Consider the following 22687-nt stretch of genomic DNA (forward strand, 5'->3'; position numbering starts at 1 on the left):
GCCGCGTTGTCGCATCACCCGAGTACATCCAGTACGCGGGCAATGCTCCGCCTTGCGATGTACCGCACCGGACGCCGCGAGCTTTCCGGCAAACCTTCCCGGCCACAGCACTAGCCCGACTTCGGGGTACTCGGGCCTCCCGGGAAGCTCTACGTCGGCCTCCGGGCCGTTCACCGCGCTCGGGCCCGGCCCCGCCCGCTCCCGCGGGCTCTACAGCTGGACGGTGGCGCCGGCCTCGACCCGGCCGATCTCCAGGCCGGTCAGACCGTTCTCGCCGAGGAGGTGGGCGACGGACTGCTGGCCGAGGTCGCTGAGCATGAGTTCGTGGATCTGGATGACCCGCTCGGGCTTGACGGCGCGGACGTAGTCGGCGGCCTCGCCGAACTTGGTCCAGGGGCCGCTGGTCGGCAGCAGCAGGGTGCGTACGGGGGCGTCGGGCGCGAAGTAGGCGTCACCGGGGTGGTAGACGGTTCCCTCGTCGAGGAGGTAGCCGACGTTGTCGGGGCAGGGGATGTCGGCGTGGATCAGCGCGTGCCGGTGGCCGTGGACGGTGAAGGTGATGGAACCGACGGTGAAGGTGGCCCCCGCGGCGACGGCGTGGACGCGGCCGTCCCGGTCGCCGAGGGAGGCGGCGACGGCGGCGGGGCCGTAGACCTCCAGTTCGGGCTGGGAGTCGAGGGCGGTGGTGAGGAGCTTCTCGTCGAAGTGGTCGAAGTGTTCGTGGGTGATCAGGACGGCGTCGGCCCGGGCGACGGCCGCTGCCGCGTCCGGGGTGAGGGTGCCGGGGTCGATGACCAGGCGGGTCCCGTCCTTCTCCAGCGAGACGCAGGCGTGGGCATGCTTGGTGAGCTGCACGGCGGATCCTTTCCGGGCGGACACGTTTATACAACCAGACTGTACACCTCGGCTGCACACACCCTCGGTGCCAGTAGGCTGACCGCCATGGACGACCAGCAGCTGGCCGAAGAACTTCGCTCGGCCGTCGGAGAGCTCGTACGCACCGTGCGCACGGCCGACACGATGCCCTTCGCCGAGGCCGCCGTCCTGGGTCACCTCGACCGCGACTCCCCGCTCACCACCGCCGAAGTCGCCCAACTCCGGGGAGTCAGCCACCAGTCGGCCGCCAAGGCGATCAAGGAACTTCTCCGCCAGGGCCTCGTGCGGGCCGAGGCGCACCCCAGCGACGGGCGCAAGCTCCTGCTCCACCTCACCCCGGCGGGACGCCACCGGCTGTCCGAAGAACGCCGGCGGCGTGCCGACTGGCTCGGCTCCGCGATCAGCGAGGTCCTCAGCACCGGCGAGCGGGACAGCCTCGCCGCGGTGCTGCCTCTGCTGTCCCGGGTGACCGCCCACCTGAAGACCAAGTAGGCCGAGAACGCCAGGGATTCCGGGGACGCCGCGGATGCCGGCCGGGCCGGAGACTCAGGCGGCGTACTGGTGCGCCGAGTACGTCAGGTAGCCGGAGTCACCGCCCTGGTAGTACGTCGCCTCGTCGGCCGGGGCGATCGGGAGCCCGCAGCGCAGCCGCTCGACCAGGTCGGGGTTGGCGACGAAGGCACGGCCGAAGCTGATGAGGTCGGCGCCCAGGCCGAGCCAGTGGTCGGCGTCGTCCCGGCCGGTCTGCTTCGGTCCCATCGGCAGTACGGGGTTCATGACGAGGGCGCCCGGCCAGGCCCGGCGCAGGGCGACCAGCAGTTCCTCGTCCGCGGTGGCTTCAAGGTGCACGTAGGCGAGTCCGAGGGGCGCCAGTTCGGCCAGCAGCGCGGTGTACAGCTCCCGGACCTCGGTCTCCTCGACTCCCCAGAACGTCCCGCCCGGTGAGAGCCGTATGCCGGTCCGGGCTCCACCGATGGCGGCGACGGTCTCGGCCACCGCCTCGACGGCGAACCGGATCCGGTGGGCGACCGGGCCACCGTAGCCGTCGGTGCGCAGGTTGGCGTTGGACGAGAGGAACTGCGAGATCAAGTAGCCGTTGGCGCCGTGCAGTTCGACGCCGTCGAAGCCCGCGTCGATCGCCCGGCGGCCGGCTTCGGCGTAGGACCGGGCGTGCTCGGGCACTTCGGCGGTGTCCAGTGCGCGGGGGGTGGGAGTGGGCTGCGGCCCGGTCGGGGTGAAGACGTCACCGACGGCGGGGACGGCCGAGGGGCCGACCGGCCGCAGCCCCGTGGTGTCGGGGTGCGAGACCCGGCCGCCGTGCATCAGCTGGGCGAAGATCCGTCCGCCGTTGGCGTGGACGGCCGCGGTCACCGGACGCCATGACTCGACCTGTTCGTCGGTGTGCAGCCCCGGCGTACCCGGGTTGGACTGACCGATCAGGCTCGGCTGCACCCCCTCGCTCACGATCAGCCCGGCCGTGGCGCGCTGAGCGTAGTAGGCCGCCATCGACGGCGTCGCCAGGCCTCCGGCGGCGGCCCGGACCCGGCTCATCGGGGCCATGACCACCCGGTTGGGCAGGGTGAGGTCACCGAGCCGGTAGCTGGTGAGAAGGGACGTCATGTGAGGGCTCCTCCGTGCTGTGCCGTGCCCGTGTCTCGGGCACAGCAGCTACGCTAAAACCTCACATTGATGTCAGAGGCAAGCGTCTGTGCCGCCGAATTGAGCCAGGAGGATTCCGTGCGGATCGGGGAACTCGCGTCACAGTCCGGAGTCAGTGTCCGGTCCGTGCGCTATTACGAGGAGCAGGGGCTGCTCTCCAGCAGCCGCAGCCCCAGCGGGCAGCGGCACTACACGGACGACGAGGTCGAGCGGGTCGCGTTCATCCAGCGGCTGTACGCGGCGGGTCTGTCCAGCCGGACCATCGCCGAACTGCTGCCCTGCGTCGACGCGCCCAGCGAGGAGAACTCCGACTCCGCCCTGGAACGGATGGGGCTGGAGCGCGAGCGGCTCTCGGCGCACATCGACGAGCTCATCCACACCCGGGACACCCTCGACACAGTGATGGCCTCGGCCCGGGCGTACCGGGAACAGCTGGCGACACAGCTGGTGTGACTCCCGCCAACACGTGGGCGGTACGCGGGAGTTGACGGCGACCGGTCCCGGTCATCCCAGGAAGCTGAGCCGGACCTGGCGGTCGGGGTTGTCCTTGTTGGTGTCGACCAGACACACCGACTGCCACGTCCCCAGCTCCAGCCGGCCGCCCAGCACCGGCAGCGTCGCGTGCGGCGGTACGAAGGCGGGGAGGACGTGGTCGCGGCCGTGGCCGGGGGTGCCGTGGCGGTGCTGCCAGCGGTCGTCGGCGGGGAGCAGGGTGTGCAGGGCGGCCAGCAGGTCGTCATCGGAGCCGGCACCGGTCTCGATGATCGCCAGACCGGCGGTGGCGTGCGGGACGAAGAGGTTCAGGAGGCCGTCGCGGCCGGCCGCCACCTCGCGCAGGAAGGCCTCACAGTCGCGGGTCAGGTCGACGATCCTCTCGTCGGATCCGCTGGCGACGTGCAGAACACGGGTCGTGAAAGCAGCTGACATGCCTCCATCCTGACCCATACACCGGCTTTCACACCGGTGGCGCTCACCGCGTCGGGAAGATCCGCGGCCCCGGCGCGGTTGGGGGAAGCGTGGACAGCACGCGTGCGGTCGAGGTGGTCGTCGTGGGGGCCGGGCAGGCCGGGCTGGCGGCCGCCTATCATCTGCGGCGCTCCGGGTTCGAGCCGGACCGTGACTTCGTGGTGCTCGACCACGCCCCCGCGCCCGGCGGCGCCTGGCAGTTCCGGTGGCCGTCGCTGACGTACGGCAAGGTGCACGGGATGCACGCGCTGCCCGGGATGGAGCTGACGGACGCCGATCCGGCGCGGCCGTCCGCCGAGGTCGTCGCCGCGTACTTCGACCGTTACGAGCGCGCCTTCGGCCTGCGGGTGCGGCGCCCGGTGGACGTCAGGGCCGTCCGGGAGGGTACCGGCGGGCGGCTGCTCGTCGAGAGCTCGGCCGGCACCTGGACGACCCGGGCCCTGATCAACGCGACCGGCACCTGGGACCGGCCGTTCTGGCCGCGCTACCCGGGCCAGGAGACCTTCCGGGGGCGGCAGTTGCACACCGCGCGGTACTCCGGGCCCGAGGAGTTCACCGGGCTGCGGGTGGTCGTGGTGGGCGGGGGCGCGTCCGGCACCCAGCATCTGATGGAACTCGCCCCGTACGCGGCGGCGACCACGTGGGTGACCCGGCGTCCGCCGGTCTTCCGCGAGGGTCCGTTCACCGAGGAGGCGGGCCGCGCGGCCGTCGCGCTCGTGGCGGAACGGGTGCGGCAGGGGCTGCCGCCGATGAGCGTCGTCTCGGTCACAGGGCTGCCGCTGACCGACGCGATCCGGCAGGCGATCACCGACGGGATCCTGGACCGGCGGCCGATGTTCGACCGGATCACCCCGGACGGGGTGGAGTGGGACGACGGGCGGCACGTGCCTGCCGACGTCATCCTCTGGGCGACCGGGTTCCGGGCCGCCGTCGACCACCTCGCACCACTGAGGCTGCGCGAGCCGGGCGGCGGTATCCGGCTGGAGGGGACCCGGACGGTCGCCGATGCGCGCGTCCATCTCGTCGGTTACGGGCCGTCGGCGAGCACCATCGGCGCCAACCGGGCGGGCCGGGCCGCCGTGCGGGAGATCAGACGGCTGCTGGCCGGGGAACCCGTCACCGTCTGACGACTCGTCAACTACCTTGTGGGGGTGGGTCGGACCTTACGACTGGCGTTGAACTCGGCGACGTTGCGCTGGTGTTCCTCGTAGCTGGCGGTGAAGCGGGTGTCGCCCGGCTTGACCGTGACGAAGTAGAGCCAGTCCCCCGGGGGCGGGTTGACCGCCGCGCGCATCGCGTCCTCCCCCGGGCTGTCGATCGGCGTGGGCGGCAGGCCCATGCGCTGATACGAGTTGTAGGGGCTGTCGAGCCGGGTCTCGTCGGCGCTGGTGCGCAGAGTGGCACGGTCGAGGGCGTAGTTGATGGTGGAGTCCATCTGCAGCGGCATCCCGCGTTCGAGGCGGTTGAAGATGACCCGGGCCACCTTCCCCATGTCGGCTCGGGTGGCTGCCTCGGCCTGCACGATGCTGGCGATGGTGACCGCCTGGTAGACGTTGAGCGCGTTGCGCTGCGCGCCGGCCGCGACCGGGGCGCCGTTGAACTTCTTGTCCGCGGTACCGGCCATGGAGCGGAGCAGCGACTCGGGCGTGGTCTTCTTCTCCAGCGGATACGTCGCCGGGAAGAGATAGCCCTCCGGGTTGCCCTCCGCGTCGTTGGGCAGTCGCAGGTCGGCCCTGGGGACGGACTTCTTGGTGGTGCCCGCGGGCAGTGCGAGGGCCTTGTCCACGGCCCGGTAGATCTGCCCGGCACGCCAGCCCTCCGGGATGACCAGGGTCGCGGGGCGGGGAGCGCCACCGGTCTCCAGGGTCAGCAGGGGCACCGCCACGGCGGCGCCGGCCACGACGGCTCCGGTCGCGACGAGGGCGACCCGGCCCCGGCGGGTCAGGCGGATCGTGCTCCGTGGCGGAGTGTTCATCTGCATGCGGGCACGGTAACCCGCCCATGCCCACAAAACCGGCATATCGTCAGCTTGTCGGCTCCAGTTGGGCGTCCCTGCGGACCAGGGCCGCATACCGCCCGTCCCGCTCCAGCAGCTCCTCGTGCGTACCCCGTTCGACCGCCCGCCCCGCGTCCAGGACCACGATCTGGTCGGCGTCACGGACGGTGGAGAGGCGGTGCGCGATGGTGAGCGTGGTGCGGTTGGCGGACAGCGCGTCGATGGCCTCCTGGACGGCCGCTTCCGTACGGGTGTCCAGGGCGCTGGTCGCCTCGTCCAGGATGAGGACCGGCGGATCGCGCAGGATCGTACGGGCGATGGCCAGGCGCTGCTTCTCCCCGCCGGAGAACCGGTGGCCGCGCTCACCGACGACGGTGTCGTACCCGTCGGGCAGCGAGGCGATGTGCTCGTGTATCTGGGCCGCCCGGGCCGCCGCGCGCAACTCCTCGTCGGTGGCGTCCGGCTTGGCGAAGCGGAGGTTCTCGGCGACCGAGGCGTGGAAGAGGTACGTCTCCTGCGAGACGACGCCGACCGCGCGCGCGAGGGTGTCGAAGTCGAGGTCGCGGACGTCGACCCCGTCGAGGGTGACCCGGCCGCCCGTCACGTCGTAGAGCCGCGGTACGAGGTAGCCGAGGGTCGACTTGCCGGCGCCGGTCGGGCCGACGACGGCGAGGCTGCTGCCGGCCGGGACGGTGATGTCGATGCCGTCGAGGATCGGACCGCTCTTGTCGTCGTAGTGGAACTCGACGCCCTCGAAGCGGACCTCGCCCTTCACGGTGTCGAGATGAACCGGCCGGTCCACCTCGGTGATGTCGATCGGCAGGTCCAGGTACTCGAAGATCCGCTGGAAGAGCGCGAGCGAGGTCTGGATCTGCACGCCGGTCGCCAGCAGGCTGACGGCCGGGCGGAACAGGCCCTGCTGGAGGGAGACGAAGGCGACGATGGTGCCGACCGAGACGTCCGGGCCGCCCGTCTGGAGGGCCATGCCGGCGGTCCAGTAGATGACGGCCGGCATCGCGGCCATGACGATCGTGATGACGGCCATGCGCCAGCGGCCGGCCATGTTCGACCGGATCTCCAGGTCGACCAGACCCTCGGACTCCTCGGCGAAGGACCGAGTGAGCGAGTCGGAGCGGCCCATGGTGCGGCCGAGCAGGATGCCACTGACGGAGAGCGACTCGGTGACCGTGGCGGCCATCTCGGCCATCTGCTTCTGACGCTGGGTGGTGATCTTCTTGCGCTCCTTGCCCACCCGGCGGCTGATCCACACGAAGACCGGCAGCAGGAGCAGCGACACCACGGTCAGCCGCCAGTCCAGGGCGATCATCGCGATGATCGTGGCGACGACGCTGGTCAGGTTGGAGACCAGCGAGGTGGCCGTGGAGGTGACGGTGGCCTGCATGCCGCCGATGTCGTTGGCTATCCGGGACTGGACCTCGCCGGTCCGGGTGCGGGTGAAGAACGCCAGCGACATGCGTTGCAGCCGGCCGTAGACCGCCGTGCGCAGGTCGTGCATGACGCGCTGGCCGACCGTGGTGGAGAGGAGGGTCTGCAGCACGCCGAAGATGCTGCTCAGTACCGCGCTGAGGATCATGCCGAGCGCGAGCAGGCTCAGCAGGCCGGTGCGGCCCTGCGGGATGGCGACGTCCAGCGTCTCCTTCAGCAGGAACGGGGTCGCCACCGTGACCAGGGAGGCGGCGCCGACCAGGAGTCCGACGATCCCGAGCCGGGCACGGTAGGGCTTGAAGAGTCGGAGAATGCGGCGCACCTGCCGGGGTTCGTCGGTCGAAGTGCCGGGGGTGGGCGTCCAGTTGATGTGATCTCGGGGCATGGCTCCTACGGAGGGTGAGACGGCCAAGACTGATGAGGGAGCTTAGCTCATTGTTACCTATACTCACAATGAACAAGGTCCTGATATTGTTCCCGCATGACCACCCCGGATCCCGACGGACTGCTCGCCGAGCAACTGCTGCGGCTGACCCGCCGGGTGTACCGCATCCAGAAGCACCATCTGGCAGAGCGTGACCTCGGCATCACGCCGGCCCAGTCCCGGCTGCTGCGCACCCTTTCGCACTTCTCCGCGCCGCCGCGCATGGCCGACCTCGCCGAGTACCTGGAGGTCGTACCCCGGGCCGTGACGACGCTGGTCGACGCGCTGGAGGCGAGCGACAAGGTGCGCCGGGTGCCCGACCCGGCCAACCGGCGGGTCATCCGCATCGAGATCACCGACGACGGCCGCAAGGCCCTGCGGGAACTGCACGGCGCCCGCAGAGCCGCGGCCGGCGAGATCCTGGCCCCGCTCACCGGCGAGCAGCGCGCGGTGCTGCGCGGGCTGCTCGACACGCTGGTGGACGGGGCGCCCGGCGGGGAGCACGAGGGGCACGGGGCGGGGCACTCGCACTGAAGCGAGCCACCCCGGCCGGTGACGGCCGGGTACGACCGGCCGTACCCGGCCGCGCCCGGCGCGTGCTTGCGCGACTCAGCAGCCGTGGCGGTCCCCGGTGAGCGCCCCCTGCGCGGTGGTGAGCGTGCGGTCGTAGCAGCCGCCCGAGCCGTACGACCGGTAGCGCTCACGCGACGTCCCGACCGCGTGCCGCTGGTCGCGTGGCACGTTCAGCGTGTAGGTGGCGTCCCCGGTGGAGGAGTCGTCGAGCCGCGACCAGTCGGTCCGCCGACCGCCCCGCGTCTCCACGACCGCCGCCCGGTCGCCCAGCGCGAGAACCGTACGCAGCCGGTCGTCCGTGCCGATCGTCGTCACCCCGCTCATGGTGTACGTCCGGTGCGTGGCCGTCGTCCTGGCCGGGCCGCGCCCGTCGACGGTCACGGACTCGTCGTCCGTCCAGGTCGCGTCGAGCCCGTCGGCGTTCTCGCCATCGGTCCACCGGTGCACGGAGGTGTTCGTCAGCGCCCGGTCCACGGTGGTCGCCACCCGGCCGTGCGAGGTGTCGACGTAACCGGCGACGGTCAGCCGGTGCCCCGCCCCGGTGTCCACCCGCTCCTCGGACCGCCCTTCGGAACCCGGCGTGTAGGTCGAGGAGTCGACGAGTTCGCCCGCCCGGTCGAGGGTCAGCTTCCCCGTGACCTGGGCGCGCTTCGCGTCCTGCCAGACGAGCACGTTCACCGGCGCGCTCCAGCCGCTCTGCCCCTCGGGCACACCGACGACCGAGACCTCCACGCGGTGCGGACGGCCGTCGTCGAGGAGCCCGGCGAAGGGCGTGAGGTCGTACTCGATGGGCCTGACGTCGAAGGCGCGCGGTCCCGGAATGACGTACCAGAGAAAGGGGTTGGACCAGCCGCCGGTCCACACGTTCGGGAACGGGGCCGCGATGCCCGCGAGTTGACCGTCGACCTTGATCTGCACCTCACGGTAGGGACCCTTGTCGGCCTGGCACGAGTACGGCGCCGAACCGGGCACCGCGAGGTACCAGAACTCCTCGCACCCCCCGCCCGAGCCGGTGGCGTAGACCTCCGCCACGACACGTTCGCTGTTGCGCGGGGCTGTCAGGGTCGAGTCGTCGGCGAGGGTGAGGACACGGTCCGGACTACGCCCGGCGGCCGGTTCGCCCGCGTAGAACGTCAGCGTGGCCTTGACACCGATGACCCCGGTGTACGTGTCGTCCACGACGTTGCCGATGAGCATCTCGACATCCTGCGCGGTGCGGAACATGGCGCTGTACCGCGTGACGTCCTTCTCCACGGACCACGCGATGCCGTCGGGCGACGGCTCAGGGGTCGACGTACGGAGGATCTCGACACCGCCGACGTGCAGATAGCCGAGCCGGTCGTACTGCCGTCCCGCGACCGTCCCGTCCAGCCGCAGCACGATCTTGCTCCAGCGGTCACCACAGCCGCGCGGCGGTGTGTACGTGCCCCTGTACGGCGTGAAGTCCCTGAACTGCGCGTCGGCGAGGGTGACTTGGCAGGACTTGGCCGCGGGCCGGGCGACGGGCGGGGCGGCGGTGAGCGGATCGTGCCAGTCGGTGCCGAACTCTGCGGGGGCGGCGACCCCGGGGACCGGAACCGCCGCCCGGGCGGGAGCCGCCCCGATGAGGGTGCTCGCCAGGAGGGCCGCTCCGGCGAGCATGGACATGACTATCCGACTTCTCATGGGCGGTGTTCTACGGTGAGTCCCCCGTCGCCCGCAACAGAGCGACCCGACCACCTCCGCCAATGAGCCAACGGGTCAACGGGTCAACGGGTCAACGGGGCGGAGGGGCGGAGGGGCGGAGGGGTTGAGGGGTTGAGGGCCAGCTGGGCAACGAAACAGTGGGGCAGTGGCGGCAAGGAGGCAAGGAGGCAAGGAGGCAAGGAGGCAAACAAGGTCTACGACAGTCGCTGGTCTTTCAGCTCCGCCTTGTCCCCCATCAGCACGACCGGATGTTGGCCCGGATCGAGCGTGCGCAACAGGTACTCCATCCCCGACTTGGGGAAACTGACGCAGGCAGACGTACCGCTCCCGTGGTCCAGGTGCAGCCAGATACCGCCTCCCTTCGCCTCGCCCTCCGGTTGGGCCCCGTCGTCGGGCGGGCTCCCCGGGACGCGGTTGTAGTCGATGGCGATGACATAGTCGAAGTCGTGCCAGTGCGACTCGTCCCACGTCTGCGGAGCCGTGAACGCCTCCGACTGGGTGTACGGAAGGCGGGTGCCCGGGTCGTCCAGGACACCGCCCGCGGCGGTCAACGTGAACACGCCGACCGGGCTGCGCTCGTCACCGAGGTGATGGTCGGTGGTCCACCCCCTCTTGCCGTTGTGCGTGGGCCAACTTTGGGTCCGCTGCCAGCTGGAGCCGTACCTCGTGAACAGGACGGCGGTGGAGTACGGGGAGTCCTTCCCCTCGCCGTAGACCACCAGCACCTGGCCCGAGTCGCCGGGGATGCGCCGCCACAGACGGTCTCCGACGCCCGGGATGCGCGTCCGGTCGAGCGCGGGACGGCTGCTGGGGGCCACCTCGCGGCCGGACGCGCCCGCACCACGACCGCCGTAGTGAGCCGGGGGCGCGTTCCCGCACGCGGAGAGGGTCGTGAGAAGGGAAACGAGAGCCGCCATCGCGACCGTTGCACGCCGTGTGCCGCCACTCTGCATCAACCCATGCTCACATCGCGATCAGCCACATTGCGTCAGGTCACGGACATCTCGCCCCCGATGGGTGTACGCCGGTGACGCACCCCACCCCGGAAAACCCCTTGCCTCCGACCACGGAATGACGCGAACCTTTCACGGTTTGCTGCCGCACTCGGCGATCCCTCCGCCTCCTCCCCCGACCGCCTCTTCTCCCCCCTCCCCCCTCTCCACCCCGCCCCCTCTCCCCCATCCCTTCCCCTGACACGAGCCGCTGGGACGTCATGCAGATTCAAGACCTTCCGTATCCCGATCCGGGCGTGCCCGATGCCCGGTCGGGTCCCCGATTCCTTTGGTGGCTCGGCCGGAATCAGCTCGGCGGTCAGCTCAAGTCCCTGGCCTGGGGCCTGCTCCACTTCGTGTCCGTGTCCGCACTGCCGTTCTGCGTCGGCCTCGCCGTGCAGTCCGTGGTCGACCGCTCCGGAAGCCGACTCGCCCTGTCCGGCGGCCTGTTGATGTTGTGCGGAGCCGGCATCGCGGTCGGCGACACCTTCCTGCACCGGGCCGCCGTCACCAACTGGATCACCGCCGCCGCACGGGTCCAGCAACTGCTGGCCCGCCAGGCCGCGCACCTCGGCTCGGCGCTGACCCGCCGGGTCGCGGCGGGCGAGGTGGTGGCCGTCTCCACGGGCGACGTCGAGAAGATCGGCTGGTTCGTGGAGGCGCTGTCGCGCTTCCTGGCCGCCGCGCTGACGATCGTGATCGTCTGTGTCGGTCTGGTCGTCTACCAGCCCGCGCTCGGCATCGTCGTCGCCGTGGGCGTTCCGGTACTCGCCCTCTCCGTGCTTCCGCTGCTGCCCCGCGCCACCCGGCGTGCCGACGTACAACGGGAGAAGGCCGGGCGCGCCACCGAGCTGGCCTCCGACACCGTCGCCGGACTGCGGGTGCTGCGCGGTATCGGCGGTGAGGAACTCTTCCTCGACCGCTATCGCCGGGCCTCCCAGGAGGTGCGCCACGCGGCCGTGCGCAGCGCCCGTATGTGGGCCGTGATCGCCTCCGTCCAGGTGCTGCTGCCGGGTCTGCTGCTCATCGCGGTCGTCTGGCACGGCGTCCACCTGGCCCGTCAGGGCCGCATCACCGTCGGTGAACTGGTCACCGTCTACAGCGCGGTGATGATCATGAGCTATCCGCTGCGGCACTTCGAAGAGATCGCCATGTCGTACTCCTTCTCGCGTCCGTCGGCCAGACGGGCCGCCCGTGTGCTGTCGCTGGAACGGGTGACCGACACCGACGGAACCCGCGCGGCCGACGCGCCCGGCGGAGACCTGTACGACCCGGCCACCGGTCTGCTCGCGCCCGCGGGCCGACTCACCGCCGTGGTGTGCGGCGATCCGGACGCGGCCGGCCGGTTGGCCGAACGGCTCGGCGGACATCCCTCCGAGGAGGGCACGTCGGTCCTTCTCGGCGGCGTACCTCTCGACGAACTGCCCCTCGGCTCGGCCCGCGCCGCCGTGCTCGTCCAGGACAAGGACCCGGTGCTGCTCTCCGGTTCGCTGCGCGAACTGCTCGACGTGCCCGCCTCTGGCCAGGTCGACGCGGAGGAGGCACTGGCTGCCGCCCAGTGCGGGGACGTCCTGACGGCGCTCGTCCAGGGTTCGGTCGATGCCCAGGACCCCATGGACGCCCGCATCACCGAACGTGGCCGCTCCCTCTCCGGCGGCCAGCGCCAACGCCTCGCCCTGGCCCGGTCGTTGGTCACGGACCCGGAGGTGCTCGTCCTGGACGAACCCACCTCCGCCGTCGACTCCCACACCGAGGCCCGGATCGCCGACGGCCTGCGCGGCCTGCGCTCCGGCCGGACCACGGTGGTCTTCACCTCCTCCCCATTGCTCCTGGACCGCGCGGAACGCGTCTTCCTCGTGCACGAGGACGAGGTCGTGGCGGTCGGCCTGCACCGCGACCTGATCCATGACGAACCGCGGTACCGCGCCGTGGTCACCCGCGAGACCGAGGACGAGACGGCCGACGCGGACGGGGCGACCAAGCCGGTCGAACCGGGCGCCGTGGTCGGGGCGGCCGAGCCGGTTGGCGCGGTCGGCGCGGTCGGCGCGGTCGGCGTGATCCCGAGCAGGACCTGCGGGACGGACGGGTCGGCGCTGCGCGGAGTGCCGTGCGACGACGCGGCCCCCGCCCTGCGGGACGTGGACAACGACGAACTGGGCGTTCCGGAGGCTGTCCCGGCGAGCGAGCGGGTCGCTTCGCGGAACGCCGTGCGCGACGAGCACCTCGCTCTGCGGCACACCTTGGAAGACGGCGAGGTCCCTTCCCGGGGCGGCGCCGAAGAGGACGACGACGCTCTGCGGAGCGCGCTGGTAGAAATCGAGGAGACCGCATGATCGGCGTGGCGCCCCCGGCCTACGACCCGGCGGCCCCCACAACCGCCAACACCCTGCCCGTCGGTGCCCCGGCGACGGTACGCGCCTACGTGTCCGAACTGTTCCGGCGGCACCGCCGCGCCTTCCTGCTCCTCGTCACCGTCAACACGGTCGCGGTGATCGCCTCGATGGCCGGCCCCTACCTGCTGGGCGCTCTCGTCGAGCGGGTCTCGGACCGGTCGCGGGAACTCCATCTGGGCCTGACCGTCGGCCTGTTCGTGACCGCCCTGCTCATCCAGGCCGGCTTCGTCCAGCAGGTGCGGTTGCGGGGCGCCATACTCGGCGAGCGCATGCTGGCCGACCTGCGCGAGGACTTCCTCGTACGGTCGGTCGGCCTGCCCCCTGGCGTCCTGGAGCGAGCCGGCACCGGCGATCTGCTCTCCCGCATCACCACGGACATCGACCGGCTCGGCAACGCCATGCGCGAGGCCGTGCCGCAGCTGGCGATCGGCGTGGTGTGGGCGGCCCTGCTGCTCGGCGGCCTCGTCATCACGGCTCCGCCGCTCGCCGCCGCCGTGCTGATCGCCCTGCCACTGCTGGTGGTCGGGTGTCGCTGGTACTTCCGGCGCGCACCGGCCGGCTACCGCTCGGAGGCCGCCGGGTACGCCTCCGTGGCCGCCGCTCTCGCCGAAACGGTGGACGCCGGCCGCACCGTCGAGGCACACCGCCTCGGCGCCCGGCGCATCGAACTCTCCGAGCGCCGGATCAAGGAGTGGACCGCCTGGGAGCGCTACACACTGTGGCTGCGCTCCGTCCTGTTCCCCGTCATCAACGCCACCCATGTCACGGTCCTCGGCTCGGTCCTCATGATCGGCGGGGTCCTCGTCCTGCACGGCTGGATCGGAGTCGGGCAGCTGACCACGGGCGCCCTCATCGCCCAGATGCTCGTCGACCCGGTGGGCCTCATCCTGCGCTGGTATGACGAGCTTCAGGTCGCCCAGGTGTCGCTGGCCAGGCTGGTCGGCGTCCGGGACATCGAACCGGACGCCGGGGAGATCTCCCTGGCGCCGGACGGCCGCGACGTGCACGCGGACCGGGTGCACTTCGGCTACCGCGAGGGCGTGGACGTACTGCGGGAGGTGTCCCTGGAGGTCGCGCCGGGCACCCGGATCGCACTGGTGGGCCCCTCGGGCGCCGGCAAGTCGACCCTGGGCAGACTTCTCGCCGGCATCTACGCGCCCCGCCAGGGCCGGATCACCCTGGGCGGCGCCGAACTCTCCCGGATGACCGCCGAACGCGTCCGCTCCCATGTGGCCCTCGTCAACCAGGAACACCACGTCTTCGTGGGCTCCCTGCGCGACAACCTGCTGCTCGCCCGGAGCGGTGCGGCGGACGCGGAGCTGTGGGCGGCGCTCGGCGCGGTCGACGCCGACGGCTGGGCGCGGGCGCTGGACGACGGGCTCGACACCGAGGTGGGCTCGGGCGGCCTGGGGCTCACGCCCGCCCAGGCCCAGCAGATCGCCCTCGCCCGCCTGGTACTGGCCGACCCGCACACCCTGGTCCTGGACGAGGCGACCTCGCTCCTCGATCCGCGCGCGGCCCGCCATCTCGAACGCTCCCTCGCCCGCGTCCTCGACGGCCGCACCGTGGTCGCCATCGCCCACCGCCTGCACACCGCCCACGACGCGGACGTCATCGCCGTCGTCGAGGACGGCCGCATCAGCGAGCTGGGCAGCCACGACGAGCTGGTCGCGGCGGAGGGAGCGTACGCGGCGCTGTGGCGGTCCTGGCACGGATGAGCGGCGCCCGGACGACCCGGGCAGGGCTGACCGGGACAGGCGGTACCGGGACGAGTGGTACTGGGGCAGGAGTGGCTGAGGCATGAGTGGTCGGCACATGGGTAGCCGGGGCGTACGTAGCTGACATCGGCGGAGGGGAGTGTCGCGCATGCCGGTCGTTCCGGCCAGGGTGGCGGTACCGGTCACCCCGGTCCTGTCCACCACGGCGGTCGTGCCGGTCACGCCGACCGACCCGAGCCGGATGTCGACCGCGTGGAGCGGAGCTTCGAGCCGTTCCCGTACCACTGTCGCCGCAACCCTTCCCCGAACCGCGACGCCCCGCGCACTGCCCTGTTCACGACCCGCCTCGTCGGCGGTCGACCGGGGCCGGGGCGGGCGCGCGGAGCTCCCGCCCCGACCGCGTGCCGTTGCGCACGGGGGAAAAGGGGTGGAAGGCTGGAAAGCGGCACTGGTTCGGGGAGTGCCCGGGAACCACGCGGTTCGTGCCGGGTACGGCCTCTGCCCCGCGAACCGTCGATCCACCGCCGACCGCCCCGATGACAGGCCGGTCCGCATCACCAGGAGGTATTCGTGAACAGCTCCGACGGATGGGGAGACGACGTCTACCAGCCCGACGGATCCGACATCCAGGCCGACTCCGGGATCCTCGACGGGGAGGACACGCTGGAGGCCGATGGCGTCGATGATCCGCTGGACCGTGGCTGGTCCCCTCCGGAACGCCCGTGGGCGGTGGAGCGCTCCGATGTGACGGCCGCTGAGCGACAGCACGGTGAGTCGCTGGACCAACGGCTCTCCGAGGAGCTGCCGGATGTCGGCGTACCCGACGGTGACGGTCTCGGCGACTCCGAGGGCACCGACGGAGAACTTCTGGACGGCGAGGTCGGCGACAACCGCTCCGGTCGTCTCGTGGCCCCCGACGAAGGGGCCCACGAGGACGAGGAGAGTGCGCTGGTCGCCACGGACGTCGGCATCGACGGAGCCGCCGCCTCCGCCGAGGAGGCCGCGATGCACATCGTCGACGAGGACTCCCCGTTCGGCTGATCCCGACTCCCACGGTCCGACGCCCCAGCCCCCTCCGCAGGAGGAGCCACCATGCAGCAGGACAAGCAGCCCGACTACCACCCCGTGGTCTTCCGCGACCGCTCCGCCGGATACGCCTTCCTCACCCGGTCCACCGCCACCAGCGAGCGGACCATCGAGTGGGACGACGGCGAGACGTACCCGGTCGTCGACGTCGAGATCTCCTCCGAGAGCCACCCCTTCTACACGGGCAAGGCCCGCACGGTGGACTCGGAGGGACGCATCGCCCAGTTCGAGCGCCGCTACGGCGGTGGAACGGTCCCAGGCTCGGGCGGGACGGGCCAGGGATCCGGCGGGACAGACCACAGTTCCGGCGGGACGGGCCAGGGTTCCCACGGCGCCTGAGCGACCGCGGGAAACGACGACGGCGGCGCACCTGTTGATGACAGGTCCTGGCCGGGGCCTCAGATGAAGTTGAGCGCCGCCGCGCAGCCCACTCCCCCGAGCAGCATGAACGCCGGCATCAGCACCTTGAGCTCGACCCAGCTGCCGGCACGGAACCGCATCACCTTCGGCGGCCCGATCGGGTACCAGCGCTTGCGGCCCAGCGGGATCGGCCACAGGATCGGGCAGCCGGAGACGGTCAGCGCGTCCCCGATGTCGTGCACCAGCGCGCCCAGCACGATCGGCAGACCCAGCCACAGATAGCCATGGCCCGGATCGGTGAACAGCCAGTCCGAGCCGTTGCCCGGCTTGTCCAGTATCCCGGCGAGGATCCACGCGCTGGTCGCGGCCAGCAGCCAGACCAGGACATCGCTGCTCGAACCGCGGGCCGCCCGCCACAGCAGTCCCTCGATGGCCAGCACCAGGTGCACGAAGAGGAGTGCCAGCACCGCCCAGCGCCCACCCGTCAGCGCCATGGCTGAGGCTCCCGCACCGATCAGGACCGCCCACAGCCAGGTGTGGGTCAGGGTGCGGTGTCCGCCGTTGCGACGGGGGTCGCCCTGCTTCCGCGTCCCCTTGTAGACGGCGTACGACAGCTTGTCGACGATCTCGCACAGACCGCGGGACAGCGGCCCGAAGGCCCGGGAGATCGTGGCCGCCTTGTGATCGAGGTCGGGAGCGAGCGCCGCCCCCGCGCAGATCAGGGAGCCGACCAGCAGCACCGGCCAGGGCATCGGGTGTCCACCGGCGGCCGCGGCCGCCCCGACCCCGAGCCAGGCCGCTGCCCCCGACAGTGAGTGTGCTGGTCCCATCATGGCCGCTTTCCGCCCCATTCTTCCTGTACCGCCGGTCAGTTGCGCAGATGCCCTGACACTCCGTCGGCGACACAGCGTAGCGTTCGCGATCTTCGTCTCCGCAGCCGATTCCCCCATCGGTCCCCGGTCCAGGCAAGATGGGCATGTGACCCTCATCGACCAGCTGCCGCAGACCGCAGACCCCGACGCCCTCTACGAAGCCTTCGAGTCGTGGGCCAAGGAGCGCGGTCTCACCCTCTACCCCCACCAGGAGGAGGCACTGATCGAGGTGGTCTCCGGTGCGAACGTGATCGTGTCGACGCCCACCGGCTCCGGCAAGAGCATGATCGCCGCCGGTGCGCACTTCGCCGCCCTGGCGCGGGACGAGGTCACCTTCTACACCGCCCCGATCAAGGCGCTGGTCTCGGAGAAGTTCTTCGAGCTGTGCAAGATGTTCGGTACCGAGAACGTCGGCATGCTGACCGGTGACGCGTCCGTCAACGCCGACGCGCCCGTCATCTGCTGCACCGCCGAGGTCCTCGCCTCGATCGCGCTGCGCGACGGCAAGCACGCGGACGTCGGCCAGGTCGTCATGGACGAGTTCCACTTCTACGCGGAGACGGACCGCGGCTGGGCCTGGCAGATCCCGATCCTGGAACTGCCGCACGCCCAGTTCATCCTGATGTCGGCCACGCTCGGCGACGTCTCGATGTTCGAGCAGGACCTGACCCGGCGCACCGGCCGCCCCACCTCGGTCGTCCGCTCGGCGACCCGGCCGGTGCCGCTGTCCTACGAGTACCGGCTGACCCCGCTCACCGAGACGCTCACCGAACTGCTGGAGACCAGGCAGGCGCCCGTCTACATCGTGCACTTCACCCAGGCGCAGGCCGTGGAGCGAGCACAGGCGCTGATGAGCATCAACATGTGCTCGCGTGAGGAGAAGGACCAGATCGCCGAGCTGATCGGCAACTTCCGCTTCACCACCAAGTTCGGGCGGAACCTCTCCCGCTACGTACGGCACGGCATCGGTGTCCACCACGCCGGCATGCTGCCCAAGTACCGGCGTCTGGTGGAGAAGCTGGCCCAGGCCGGCCTGCTGAAGGTCATCTGCGGCACGGACACACTCGGTGTGGGCGTCAACGTCCCCATCCGTACAGTGCTGTTCACCGCTCTGGCCAAGTACGACGGCACACGTGTCCGCACTCTGCGCGCCCGCGAGTTCCATCAGATCGCGGGGCGCGCCGGCCGGGCGGGGTTCGACACGGCGGGCCTCGTGGTCGCTCAGGCCCCCGAGCACGTCGTAGAGAACGAGAAGGCGCTCGCCAAAGCGGGCGACGACCCGAAGAAGCGACGGAAGGTCGTCCGCAAGAAGGCGCCCGAGGGCTTCGTCGGGTGGACGGAGAGCACCTTCGAGAAGCTCATCGGCGCGGAGCCGGAGCCGTTGACCTCCCGTTTCCGGGTGACCCACACAATGCTGCTGTCCGTGATCGCCCGCCCCGGCAACGCCTTCGAGGCGATGCGGCACCTCCTTGAGGACAACCACGAGCCGCGCAAGCAGCAACTGCGGCACATCCGGCGCGCGATCGCCATCTACCGCTCGCTGCTGGACGGCGGCATCGTCGAACGGCTCGACCAGCCGGACAGCGAAGGACGCATCGTGCGTCTCACCGTGGACCTGCAGCAGGACTTCGCGCTGAACCAGCCGCTGTCCACCTTCGCGCTCGCCGCCTTCGAGCTGCTGGACCCGGAGTCGCCGTCCTACGCCCTCGACATGGTCTCCGTCGTCGAGTCCACACTGGACGACCCCCGCCAGATCCTGGCCGCCCAGCAGAACAAGGCGCGTGGTGAGGCCGTGGCCGCGATGAAGGCGGACGGCGTCGAGTACGAGGACCGCATGGAGCGCCTCCAGGACGTCACGTACCCGAAGCCTCTGGAGGAGCTGCTCTTCCACGCCTACGACACCTACCGCAAGAGCCACCCGTGGGTCGGCGACCACCCGCTGTCGCCGAAGTCCGTGATCCGTGACATGTACGAACGCGCCATGTCCTTCACGGAGTTGACCTCTTACTACGAGCTGGCCCGCACCGAGGGCATCGTGCTGCGCTACCTGGCCGGGGCGTACAAGGCCCTCGACCACACCGTCCCGGACCACCTGAAGTCCGAGGACCTGGAGGACCTGATCGCCTGGCTCGGTGAGATGGTGCGCCAGGTGGACTCCAGTCTGCTGGACGAGTGGGAGCAGCTCGCGAACCCGGCGGAGATGACCGCCGAGGAGGCCCAGGAGAAGGCCGACCAGGTCAAGCCGGTCACCGCGAACGCGCGCGCCTTCCGGGTCCTCGTCCGCAACGCGATGTTCCGCCGCGTGGAGCTCGCCGCCCTCGATCACGTCCGGGAGCTCGGCGAGCTGGACTCCGAGACGGGCTGGGACGCCGAAGCGTGGGGCGCGGCGATGGACAAGTACTGGGACGAGTACGAGGACCTCGGCACCGGGCCCGACGCGCGCGGGCCCCGGCTTCTCCTCATCGAAGAGGAGCCCCAGCACAACCTGTGGCGCGTGCGGCAGATTTTCGCCGACCCGAACGGCGACCATGACTGGGGCATCAGCGCGGAGGTCGACCTCGCTGCCTCCGACGCGGAGGGCCGAGCGGTCGTCCGTGTCACCGACGTCGGACAGCTTTGAGCACAGGAGAACTCCACCCATGACCAACCCCGCAGAGCGGCTCGTCGACCTGCTCGACCTGGAGCAGATCGAGGTCAACATCTTCCGAGGCCGCAGCCCGCACGAGTCCTTGCAGAGGGTCTTCGGTGGCCAGGTGGCGGGCCAGGCGCTGGTCGCCGCCGGACGCACCACGGACGGCGACCGCCCGGTGCACTCACTGCACGCGTACTTCCTGCGCCCGGGCCGGCCGGGCGTACCCATCGTGTACCAGGTCGAGCGGGTGCGGGACGGCAGGTCCTTCACCACCCGTCGGGTCACCGGCGTGCAGCAGGGTCGCACGATCTTCAATCTCACCGCCTCCTTTCACAAACCTGAGCAAGGTCCCTTCGAGCACCAGCTGCCGCCGGCCCGCGAAGTCGCGGACCCGGAGTCCCTGCCGACCGTGACGGAGGAGGTCCGAGCCCATCTGGGCGCGCTGCCCGAGCAGTTGGAGCGGATGGCGCGCCGTCAGCCCTTCGACATCCGGTACGCGGACGGGCTGCGCTGGAGCGCCGAGGAGATCAAGGGCTCCGAGCCGCGCAGTGCCGTGTGGATGCGCGCCGTCGGTCCGCTCGGCGACGACCCCCTGGTACACACCTGCGCGCTGACGTACGCCAGCGACATGACGCTTCTGGACGCCGTCCGGATTCCCGTCGAACCCCTCTGGGGGCCACGGAACTTCGACATGGCGTCGCTGGATCACGCCATGTGGTTCCACCGGCCGTTCCGTGCGGACGAGTGGTTCCTGTACGACCAGGAGTCCCCGATCGCGACGGGCGGTCGCGGTCTGGCGCGCGGGCGCATCTACGACCGGGAGGGACGACTGCTCGTATCGGTCGTCCAGGAAGGGCTGTTCAGAGCCCTGTAGCTCCCGGGTGAGCGCCGCGGGTCACGTGTCTCTGCGGCGCAGCCGGCTCAACAGGCCGCGTGGGCGCGCGGGTTCTGCGACGACCGGCAAGGGCGGGGGCTCGGGTTGGTTTGCGCCCGTAGGGGACGGATGCCGGTGCGGAGGGGACGCGGGTCGGCCCGTAGCGAACGGGTGTCGGCTCAAAGGCGCTGTGTGGCGGTCGGAGCGGGTTGTCAGCACGGTTCGTGCGGTCGAGTTCCTCGGCGCCGGCAGCGGCGGGTGCTCCGGTGGCTGGGGTGGGGTGGCCCGGGGCTCCGGACGCGGTGCGGGGCGGTGCAGTCGTGCCTCGTCCAGTGCTCGTGCCAAGTCCGCGCGGAGCCAGGCGATTTCGTCCGGGTCGTCCGCCGTCATGATCCGCTCGGCGAGGTGGGCACCGGGTGATCCGGGTGTTCCATGGACGGGCGGCTCGGGGCGGAAGCGGCTCAAGTGGGCCCGCTCACAGGGGTCATGGGCGATCTCCGCGATCTGGGCAGGAGGGAGCAGGGCGGCCAGAGCCCCGGCCCGCTCCCACGGGTCGTCCGCCTCTCGCAGCAGGAAGCCCAGGTGGCGTCCGCGCCAGTTCCGGGCCCGCAGATCCAGGCCGGCCTGCAACCGGGCCCGCGGTCCGTCCGGTGTACGGCCTTTCAGGAACGGGGCGTTGTGCTCGTCGCCCGCGAACTGCCGTAGCTCCTCGCGGAGGTAGAGCCAGACGACGGTGCGGTAGCGGTTGAGGTAGAACTTCACCGGCACGAACAGGCCCAGACGTGCGAGGCGGGTGAACCTGGCGGTCGTCACGTCCAGGAGGGCCGCGCCTTCCGTGGTGCCCAGGGTGCTGACGCTCTGGAGGAGGGACTCAGGGAAGTCCGGCGTCGAGCGGAGCCGGTCGATCTCGGTGTGGGGGACGCGTAGGCCACCGCCTCCCTCATCGGGCCTTGTCCGGATGCGTCCGAGGTGCACCGCGAGTTCGAACTCGCCCCGTTTCAGGCCCAGTTCCCGGGCGGCACGACTCGGCGCGTACGAAAGGTCGGACGGTTGGGTGAGGGTATTGCCTGTCATGTCGATCTCCCCCGCGGAGTTCCTTGTTCACGCTGTGTGCGTTGGCTGTGAACACACCGTAGCCGGTTCCGCCGATGCGGGTGCGGGCCTGTGGATAACTCCACGGGAGATGCCGAACGCGCAGGTCAAGGGTCCGTGACCGGGGTCCGCCCAGGGTTGCGGACGTCCAGGCCGAGGTGTTCTCCGACGCGGTTCACGAGCAGGGTCATCTCGTAGGCGATCTGGCCGATGTCCGCCTCGGCACCGCTGAGTACGCACAGACAACTGCCGGTGCCCGCCGCGGTGACGAACAGGACGGCGTCGTCGAACTCGACCATCGTCTGACGCACCCGGCCGGCGCCGAAGTGCCGGCCCGAGCCCTTGGCCAGGCTGTGTAATCCGGACGAGACGGCCGCGAGGTGCTCGGCGTCCTCGCGTCGGAGTCCCGTGCTCGCGCCTGTCACCAGGCCGTCGTTGGACAGGACCATGGCGTGGCGCACGTGCTCCACCCGCTCGGTCAGGTCGTCCAGCAGCCAGCCCAGCCCTTGGTTCTCTGCCATGTTCCGCGCTCCCCGTGGTCCGCCTCCCCCTGGCCGGAGGATTTCTCGCAAGCCTTCCCCACCTGTGCCACGCGGGCAAGGAGGATAGGTGTATGGCACAGAACATGACCGACGAGGAATGGCGGGCGTTCGTCTCGGACGGCACCCGTACCGGCAAGTTGTCGACCGTGCGCGCCGACGGGAGTCCGCATGTGGCACCGATCTGGTTCCTGCTGGACGGGGACGACGTGGTGTTCAACACCGGGCGGGAGACCGTGAAGGGACGCAACCTCGCCCGGGACGGCCGGGTCGCCCTGTGCGTGGACGACGACCGGCCCCCGTTCGACTTCGTGGTGCTTCAGGGCCGCGCCCGCCTTTCGGAGGACCTCGACGAGGTCAAGCACTGGGCGACCCTGCTCGCGGCCCGGTACATGGGCGAGGAGCGGGCCGAGGAGTTCGGTGCCCGCAACGGCGTACCGGGCGAACTGCTGGTCCGGGTCAGGGTCGAGAAGGTTCTGGCGCAGAAGGCCGTCGCCGGCTGA

The 22687-nt window shown here is 70.9% G+C and carries 21 protein-coding genes; 11 read left to right on the forward strand and 10 right to left on the reverse strand.

All coding sequences use genetic code 11. The annotated features are described in order from the left end of the window. Window positions 1-210: 210 nt before the first annotated feature. A complete protein-coding gene (locus tag ABZT12_RS31845) occupies window positions 211-855 on the reverse strand; it encodes an MBL fold metallo-hydrolase (protein ID WP_356390991.1) in 645 nt (214 codons plus the stop codon). An 87-nt stretch (window positions 856-942) separates the two neighbouring features. Between ABZT12_RS31845 and ABZT12_RS31850 the strand changes: the two genes are divergently transcribed. After that, window positions 943-1368, forward strand: coding sequence for a MarR family transcriptional regulator (locus ABZT12_RS31850; RefSeq protein ID WP_356390993.1), 426 nt, complete (start codon window positions 943-945; stop codon window positions 1366-1368). Between the two features lie 54 nt (window positions 1369-1422). On the opposite strand, the gene ABZT12_RS31855 is transcribed toward ABZT12_RS31850, so the two are convergent. After that, entirely contained in the window at window positions 1423-2496 is a 1074-nt protein-coding gene (locus ABZT12_RS31855; protein WP_356390995.1) for an alkene reductase, read from the reverse strand. Between the two features lie 69 nt (window positions 2497-2565). Here ABZT12_RS31855 and ABZT12_RS31860 point away from each other — a divergent pair, with 69 nt between their 5' ends. After that, window positions 2566-2988 carry a MerR family transcriptional regulator gene (locus ABZT12_RS31860; RefSeq protein WP_356390997.1) on the forward strand — a complete coding sequence of 141 codons (423 nt, stop codon included), beginning with the start codon at window positions 2566-2568 and terminating at the stop codon, window positions 2986-2988. 51 nt (window positions 2989-3039) lie between these two features. Here ABZT12_RS31860 and ABZT12_RS31865 read toward each other — a convergent pair whose 3' ends face one another. Further along, window positions 3040-3462, reverse strand: coding sequence for a YjbQ family protein (locus ABZT12_RS31865; protein WP_356390999.1), 423 nt, complete (start codon window positions 3460-3462; stop codon window positions 3040-3042). Between the two features lie 89 nt (window positions 3463-3551). Between ABZT12_RS31865 and ABZT12_RS31870 the strand changes: the two genes are divergently transcribed. After that, complete coding sequence (locus tag ABZT12_RS31870) at window positions 3552-4628, forward strand: NAD(P)-binding domain-containing protein (RefSeq protein WP_356391001.1); 1077 nt, start codon at window positions 3552-3554, stop codon at window positions 4626-4628. Window positions 4629-4639: 11 nt separating this feature from the next. Here the strand turns inward: ABZT12_RS31870 and mltG are convergent, their stop codons facing one another. Both mltG and ABZT12_RS31880 read right to left on the reverse strand, forming a co-directional pair. Beyond that, window positions 4640-5482 (reverse strand): endolytic transglycosylase MltG, encoded by an 843-nt coding sequence (gene mltG, locus ABZT12_RS31875; RefSeq protein ID WP_356391003.1) that lies wholly within the window; start codon window positions 5480-5482, stop codon window positions 4640-4642. Window positions 5483-5525: 43 nt separating this feature from the next. Continuing rightward, window positions 5526-7328, reverse strand: a complete 1803-nt coding sequence (locus ABZT12_RS31880) for an ABC transporter ATP-binding protein (protein WP_356391004.1) — start codon at window positions 7326-7328, stop codon at window positions 5526-5528. A 96-nt stretch (window positions 7329-7424) separates the two neighbouring features. Here ABZT12_RS31880 and ABZT12_RS31885 point away from each other — a divergent pair, with 96 nt between their 5' ends. After that, window positions 7425-7901, forward strand: a complete 477-nt coding sequence (locus tag ABZT12_RS31885) for a MarR family transcriptional regulator (RefSeq protein ID WP_356391005.1) — start codon at window positions 7425-7427, stop codon at window positions 7899-7901. A gap of 75 nt (window positions 7902-7976) precedes the next feature. Here the strand turns inward: ABZT12_RS31885 and ABZT12_RS31890 are convergent, their stop codons facing one another. Both ABZT12_RS31890 and ABZT12_RS31895 read right to left on the reverse strand, forming a co-directional pair. Continuing rightward, window positions 7977-9605, reverse strand: a complete 1629-nt coding sequence (locus ABZT12_RS31890) for a peptide-N4-asparagine amidase (protein ID WP_356391006.1) — start codon at window positions 9603-9605, stop codon at window positions 7977-7979. Window positions 9606-9820: 215 nt separating this feature from the next. After that, entirely contained in the window at window positions 9821-10579 is a 759-nt protein-coding gene (locus ABZT12_RS31895; RefSeq protein WP_356391008.1) for a hypothetical protein, read from the reverse strand. A 260-nt stretch (window positions 10580-10839) separates the two neighbouring features. Here ABZT12_RS31895 and ABZT12_RS31900 point away from each other — a divergent pair, with 260 nt between their 5' ends. From ABZT12_RS31900 to ABZT12_RS31915, 4 genes are all read left to right on the forward strand, one after another. Further along, window positions 10840-12951 (forward strand): ABC transporter ATP-binding protein, encoded by a 2112-nt coding sequence (locus tag ABZT12_RS31900; RefSeq protein ID WP_356391010.1) that lies wholly within the window; start codon window positions 10840-10842, stop codon window positions 12949-12951. Then, window positions 12948-14729 carry an ABC transporter ATP-binding protein gene (locus ABZT12_RS31905; RefSeq protein ID WP_356391012.1) on the forward strand — a complete coding sequence of 594 codons (1782 nt, stop codon included), beginning with the start codon at window positions 12948-12950 and terminating at the stop codon, window positions 14727-14729. The genes ABZT12_RS31900 and ABZT12_RS31905 overlap by 4 nt, the downstream gene beginning before the upstream one ends. Before the next feature lie 570 nt (window positions 14730-15299). Continuing rightward, window positions 15300-15770, forward strand: a complete 471-nt coding sequence (locus ABZT12_RS31910; RefSeq protein WP_356391014.1) for a DUF5709 domain-containing protein — start codon at window positions 15300-15302, stop codon at window positions 15768-15770. Window positions 15771-15821: 51 nt separating this feature from the next. After that, a complete protein-coding gene (locus ABZT12_RS31915; RefSeq protein ID WP_356391016.1) occupies window positions 15822-16154 on the forward strand; it encodes a type B 50S ribosomal protein L31 in 333 nt (110 codons plus the stop codon). Between the two features lie 59 nt (window positions 16155-16213). Here ABZT12_RS31915 and ABZT12_RS31920 read toward each other — a convergent pair whose 3' ends face one another. Next, a complete protein-coding gene (locus tag ABZT12_RS31920) occupies window positions 16214-17008 on the reverse strand; it encodes a metal-dependent hydrolase (RefSeq protein ID WP_356391018.1) in 795 nt (264 codons plus the stop codon). Between the two features lie 145 nt (window positions 17009-17153). Between ABZT12_RS31920 and ABZT12_RS31925 the strand changes: the two genes are divergently transcribed. After that, the gene (locus tag ABZT12_RS31925; RefSeq protein WP_356391020.1) at window positions 17154-19667 is read left to right on the forward strand and encodes a DUF3516 domain-containing protein; all 2514 of its coding nucleotides are present in this window, start codon (window positions 17154-17156) and stop codon (window positions 19665-19667) included. Between the two features lie 19 nt (window positions 19668-19686). Further along, a complete protein-coding gene (locus tag ABZT12_RS31930; protein WP_356391022.1) occupies window positions 19687-20553 on the forward strand; it encodes an acyl-CoA thioesterase II in 867 nt (288 codons plus the stop codon). Window positions 20554-20574: 21 nt separating this feature from the next. On the opposite strand, the gene ABZT12_RS31935 is transcribed toward ABZT12_RS31930, so the two are convergent. Together ABZT12_RS31935 and ABZT12_RS31940 are read right to left on the reverse strand one after the other, a co-directional pair. Further along, complete coding sequence (locus tag ABZT12_RS31935; RefSeq protein WP_356391024.1) at window positions 20575-21627, reverse strand: DUF6397 family protein; 1053 nt, start codon at window positions 21625-21627, stop codon at window positions 20575-20577. 125 nt (window positions 21628-21752) lie between these two features. Next, on the reverse strand, window positions 21753-22166 hold the full coding sequence (locus ABZT12_RS31940) for a roadblock/LC7 domain-containing protein (RefSeq protein ID WP_356391026.1): 414 nt from the start codon (window positions 22164-22166) through the stop codon (window positions 21753-21755). A 92-nt stretch (window positions 22167-22258) separates the two neighbouring features. On the opposite strand from ABZT12_RS31940, the gene ABZT12_RS31945 reads away from it, so the two are divergent. Beyond that, on the forward strand, window positions 22259-22687 hold the full coding sequence (locus ABZT12_RS31945; protein WP_356391028.1) for a PPOX class F420-dependent oxidoreductase: 429 nt from the start codon (window positions 22259-22261) through the stop codon (window positions 22685-22687).

The organism is Streptomyces sp. NPDC005423 (assembly GCF_040606415.1).
Taxonomy (GTDB): domain Bacteria; phylum Actinomycetota; class Actinomycetes; order Streptomycetales; family Streptomycetaceae; genus Streptomyces.

Excerpts from the sequence above, each read along its gene's own strand:
- ABZT12_RS31850 (WP_356390993.1), top strand. The coding sequence starts at position 943 with ATGGACGACCAGCAGCTGGCCGAAGAACTTCGCTCGGCCGTCGGAGAG.
- ABZT12_RS31855 (WP_356390995.1), bottom strand. The coding sequence starts at position 2,496 with ATGACGTCCCTTCTCACCAGCTACCGGCTCGGTGACCTCACCCTGCCC.
- ABZT12_RS31860 (WP_356390997.1), top strand. The coding sequence starts at position 2,566 with ATGTCAGAGGCAAGCGTCTGTGCCGCCGAATTGAGCCAGGAGGATTCC.
- ABZT12_RS31865 (WP_356390999.1), bottom strand. The coding sequence starts at position 3,462 with ATGTCAGCTGCTTTCACGACCCGTGTTCTGCACGTCGCCAGCGGATCC.
- mltG (WP_356391003.1), bottom strand. The coding sequence starts at position 5,482 with ATGCAGATGAACACTCCGCCACGGAGCACGATCCGCCTGACCCGCCGG.
- ABZT12_RS31880 (WP_356391004.1), bottom strand. The coding sequence starts at position 7,328 with ATGCCCCGAGATCACATCAACTGGACGCCCACCCCCGGCACTTCGACC.
- ABZT12_RS31885 (WP_356391005.1), top strand. The coding sequence starts at position 7,425 with ATGACCACCCCGGATCCCGACGGACTGCTCGCCGAGCAACTGCTGCGG.
- ABZT12_RS31890 (WP_356391006.1), bottom strand. The coding sequence starts at position 9,605 with ATGAGAAGTCGGATAGTCATGTCCATGCTCGCCGGAGCGGCCCTCCTG.
- ABZT12_RS31895 (WP_356391008.1), bottom strand. The coding sequence starts at position 10,579 with ATGCAGAGTGGCGGCACACGGCGTGCAACGGTCGCGATGGCGGCTCTC.
- ABZT12_RS31900 (WP_356391010.1), top strand. The coding sequence starts at position 10,840 with ATGCAGATTCAAGACCTTCCGTATCCCGATCCGGGCGTGCCCGATGCC.
- ABZT12_RS31905 (WP_356391012.1), top strand. The coding sequence starts at position 12,948 with ATGATCGGCGTGGCGCCCCCGGCCTACGACCCGGCGGCCCCCACAACC.
- ABZT12_RS31915 (WP_356391016.1), top strand. The coding sequence starts at position 15,822 with ATGCAGCAGGACAAGCAGCCCGACTACCACCCCGTGGTCTTCCGCGAC.
- ABZT12_RS31920 (WP_356391018.1), bottom strand. The coding sequence starts at position 17,008 with ATGATGGGACCAGCACACTCACTGTCGGGGGCAGCGGCCTGGCTCGGG.
- ABZT12_RS31930 (WP_356391022.1), top strand. The coding sequence starts at position 19,687 with ATGACCAACCCCGCAGAGCGGCTCGTCGACCTGCTCGACCTGGAGCAG.
- ABZT12_RS31935 (WP_356391024.1), bottom strand. The coding sequence starts at position 21,627 with ATGACAGGCAATACCCTCACCCAACCGTCCGACCTTTCGTACGCGCCG.
- ABZT12_RS31940 (WP_356391026.1), bottom strand. The coding sequence starts at position 22,166 with ATGGCAGAGAACCAAGGGCTGGGCTGGCTGCTGGACGACCTGACCGAG.
- ABZT12_RS31945 (WP_356391028.1), top strand. The coding sequence starts at position 22,259 with ATGGCACAGAACATGACCGACGAGGAATGGCGGGCGTTCGTCTCGGAC.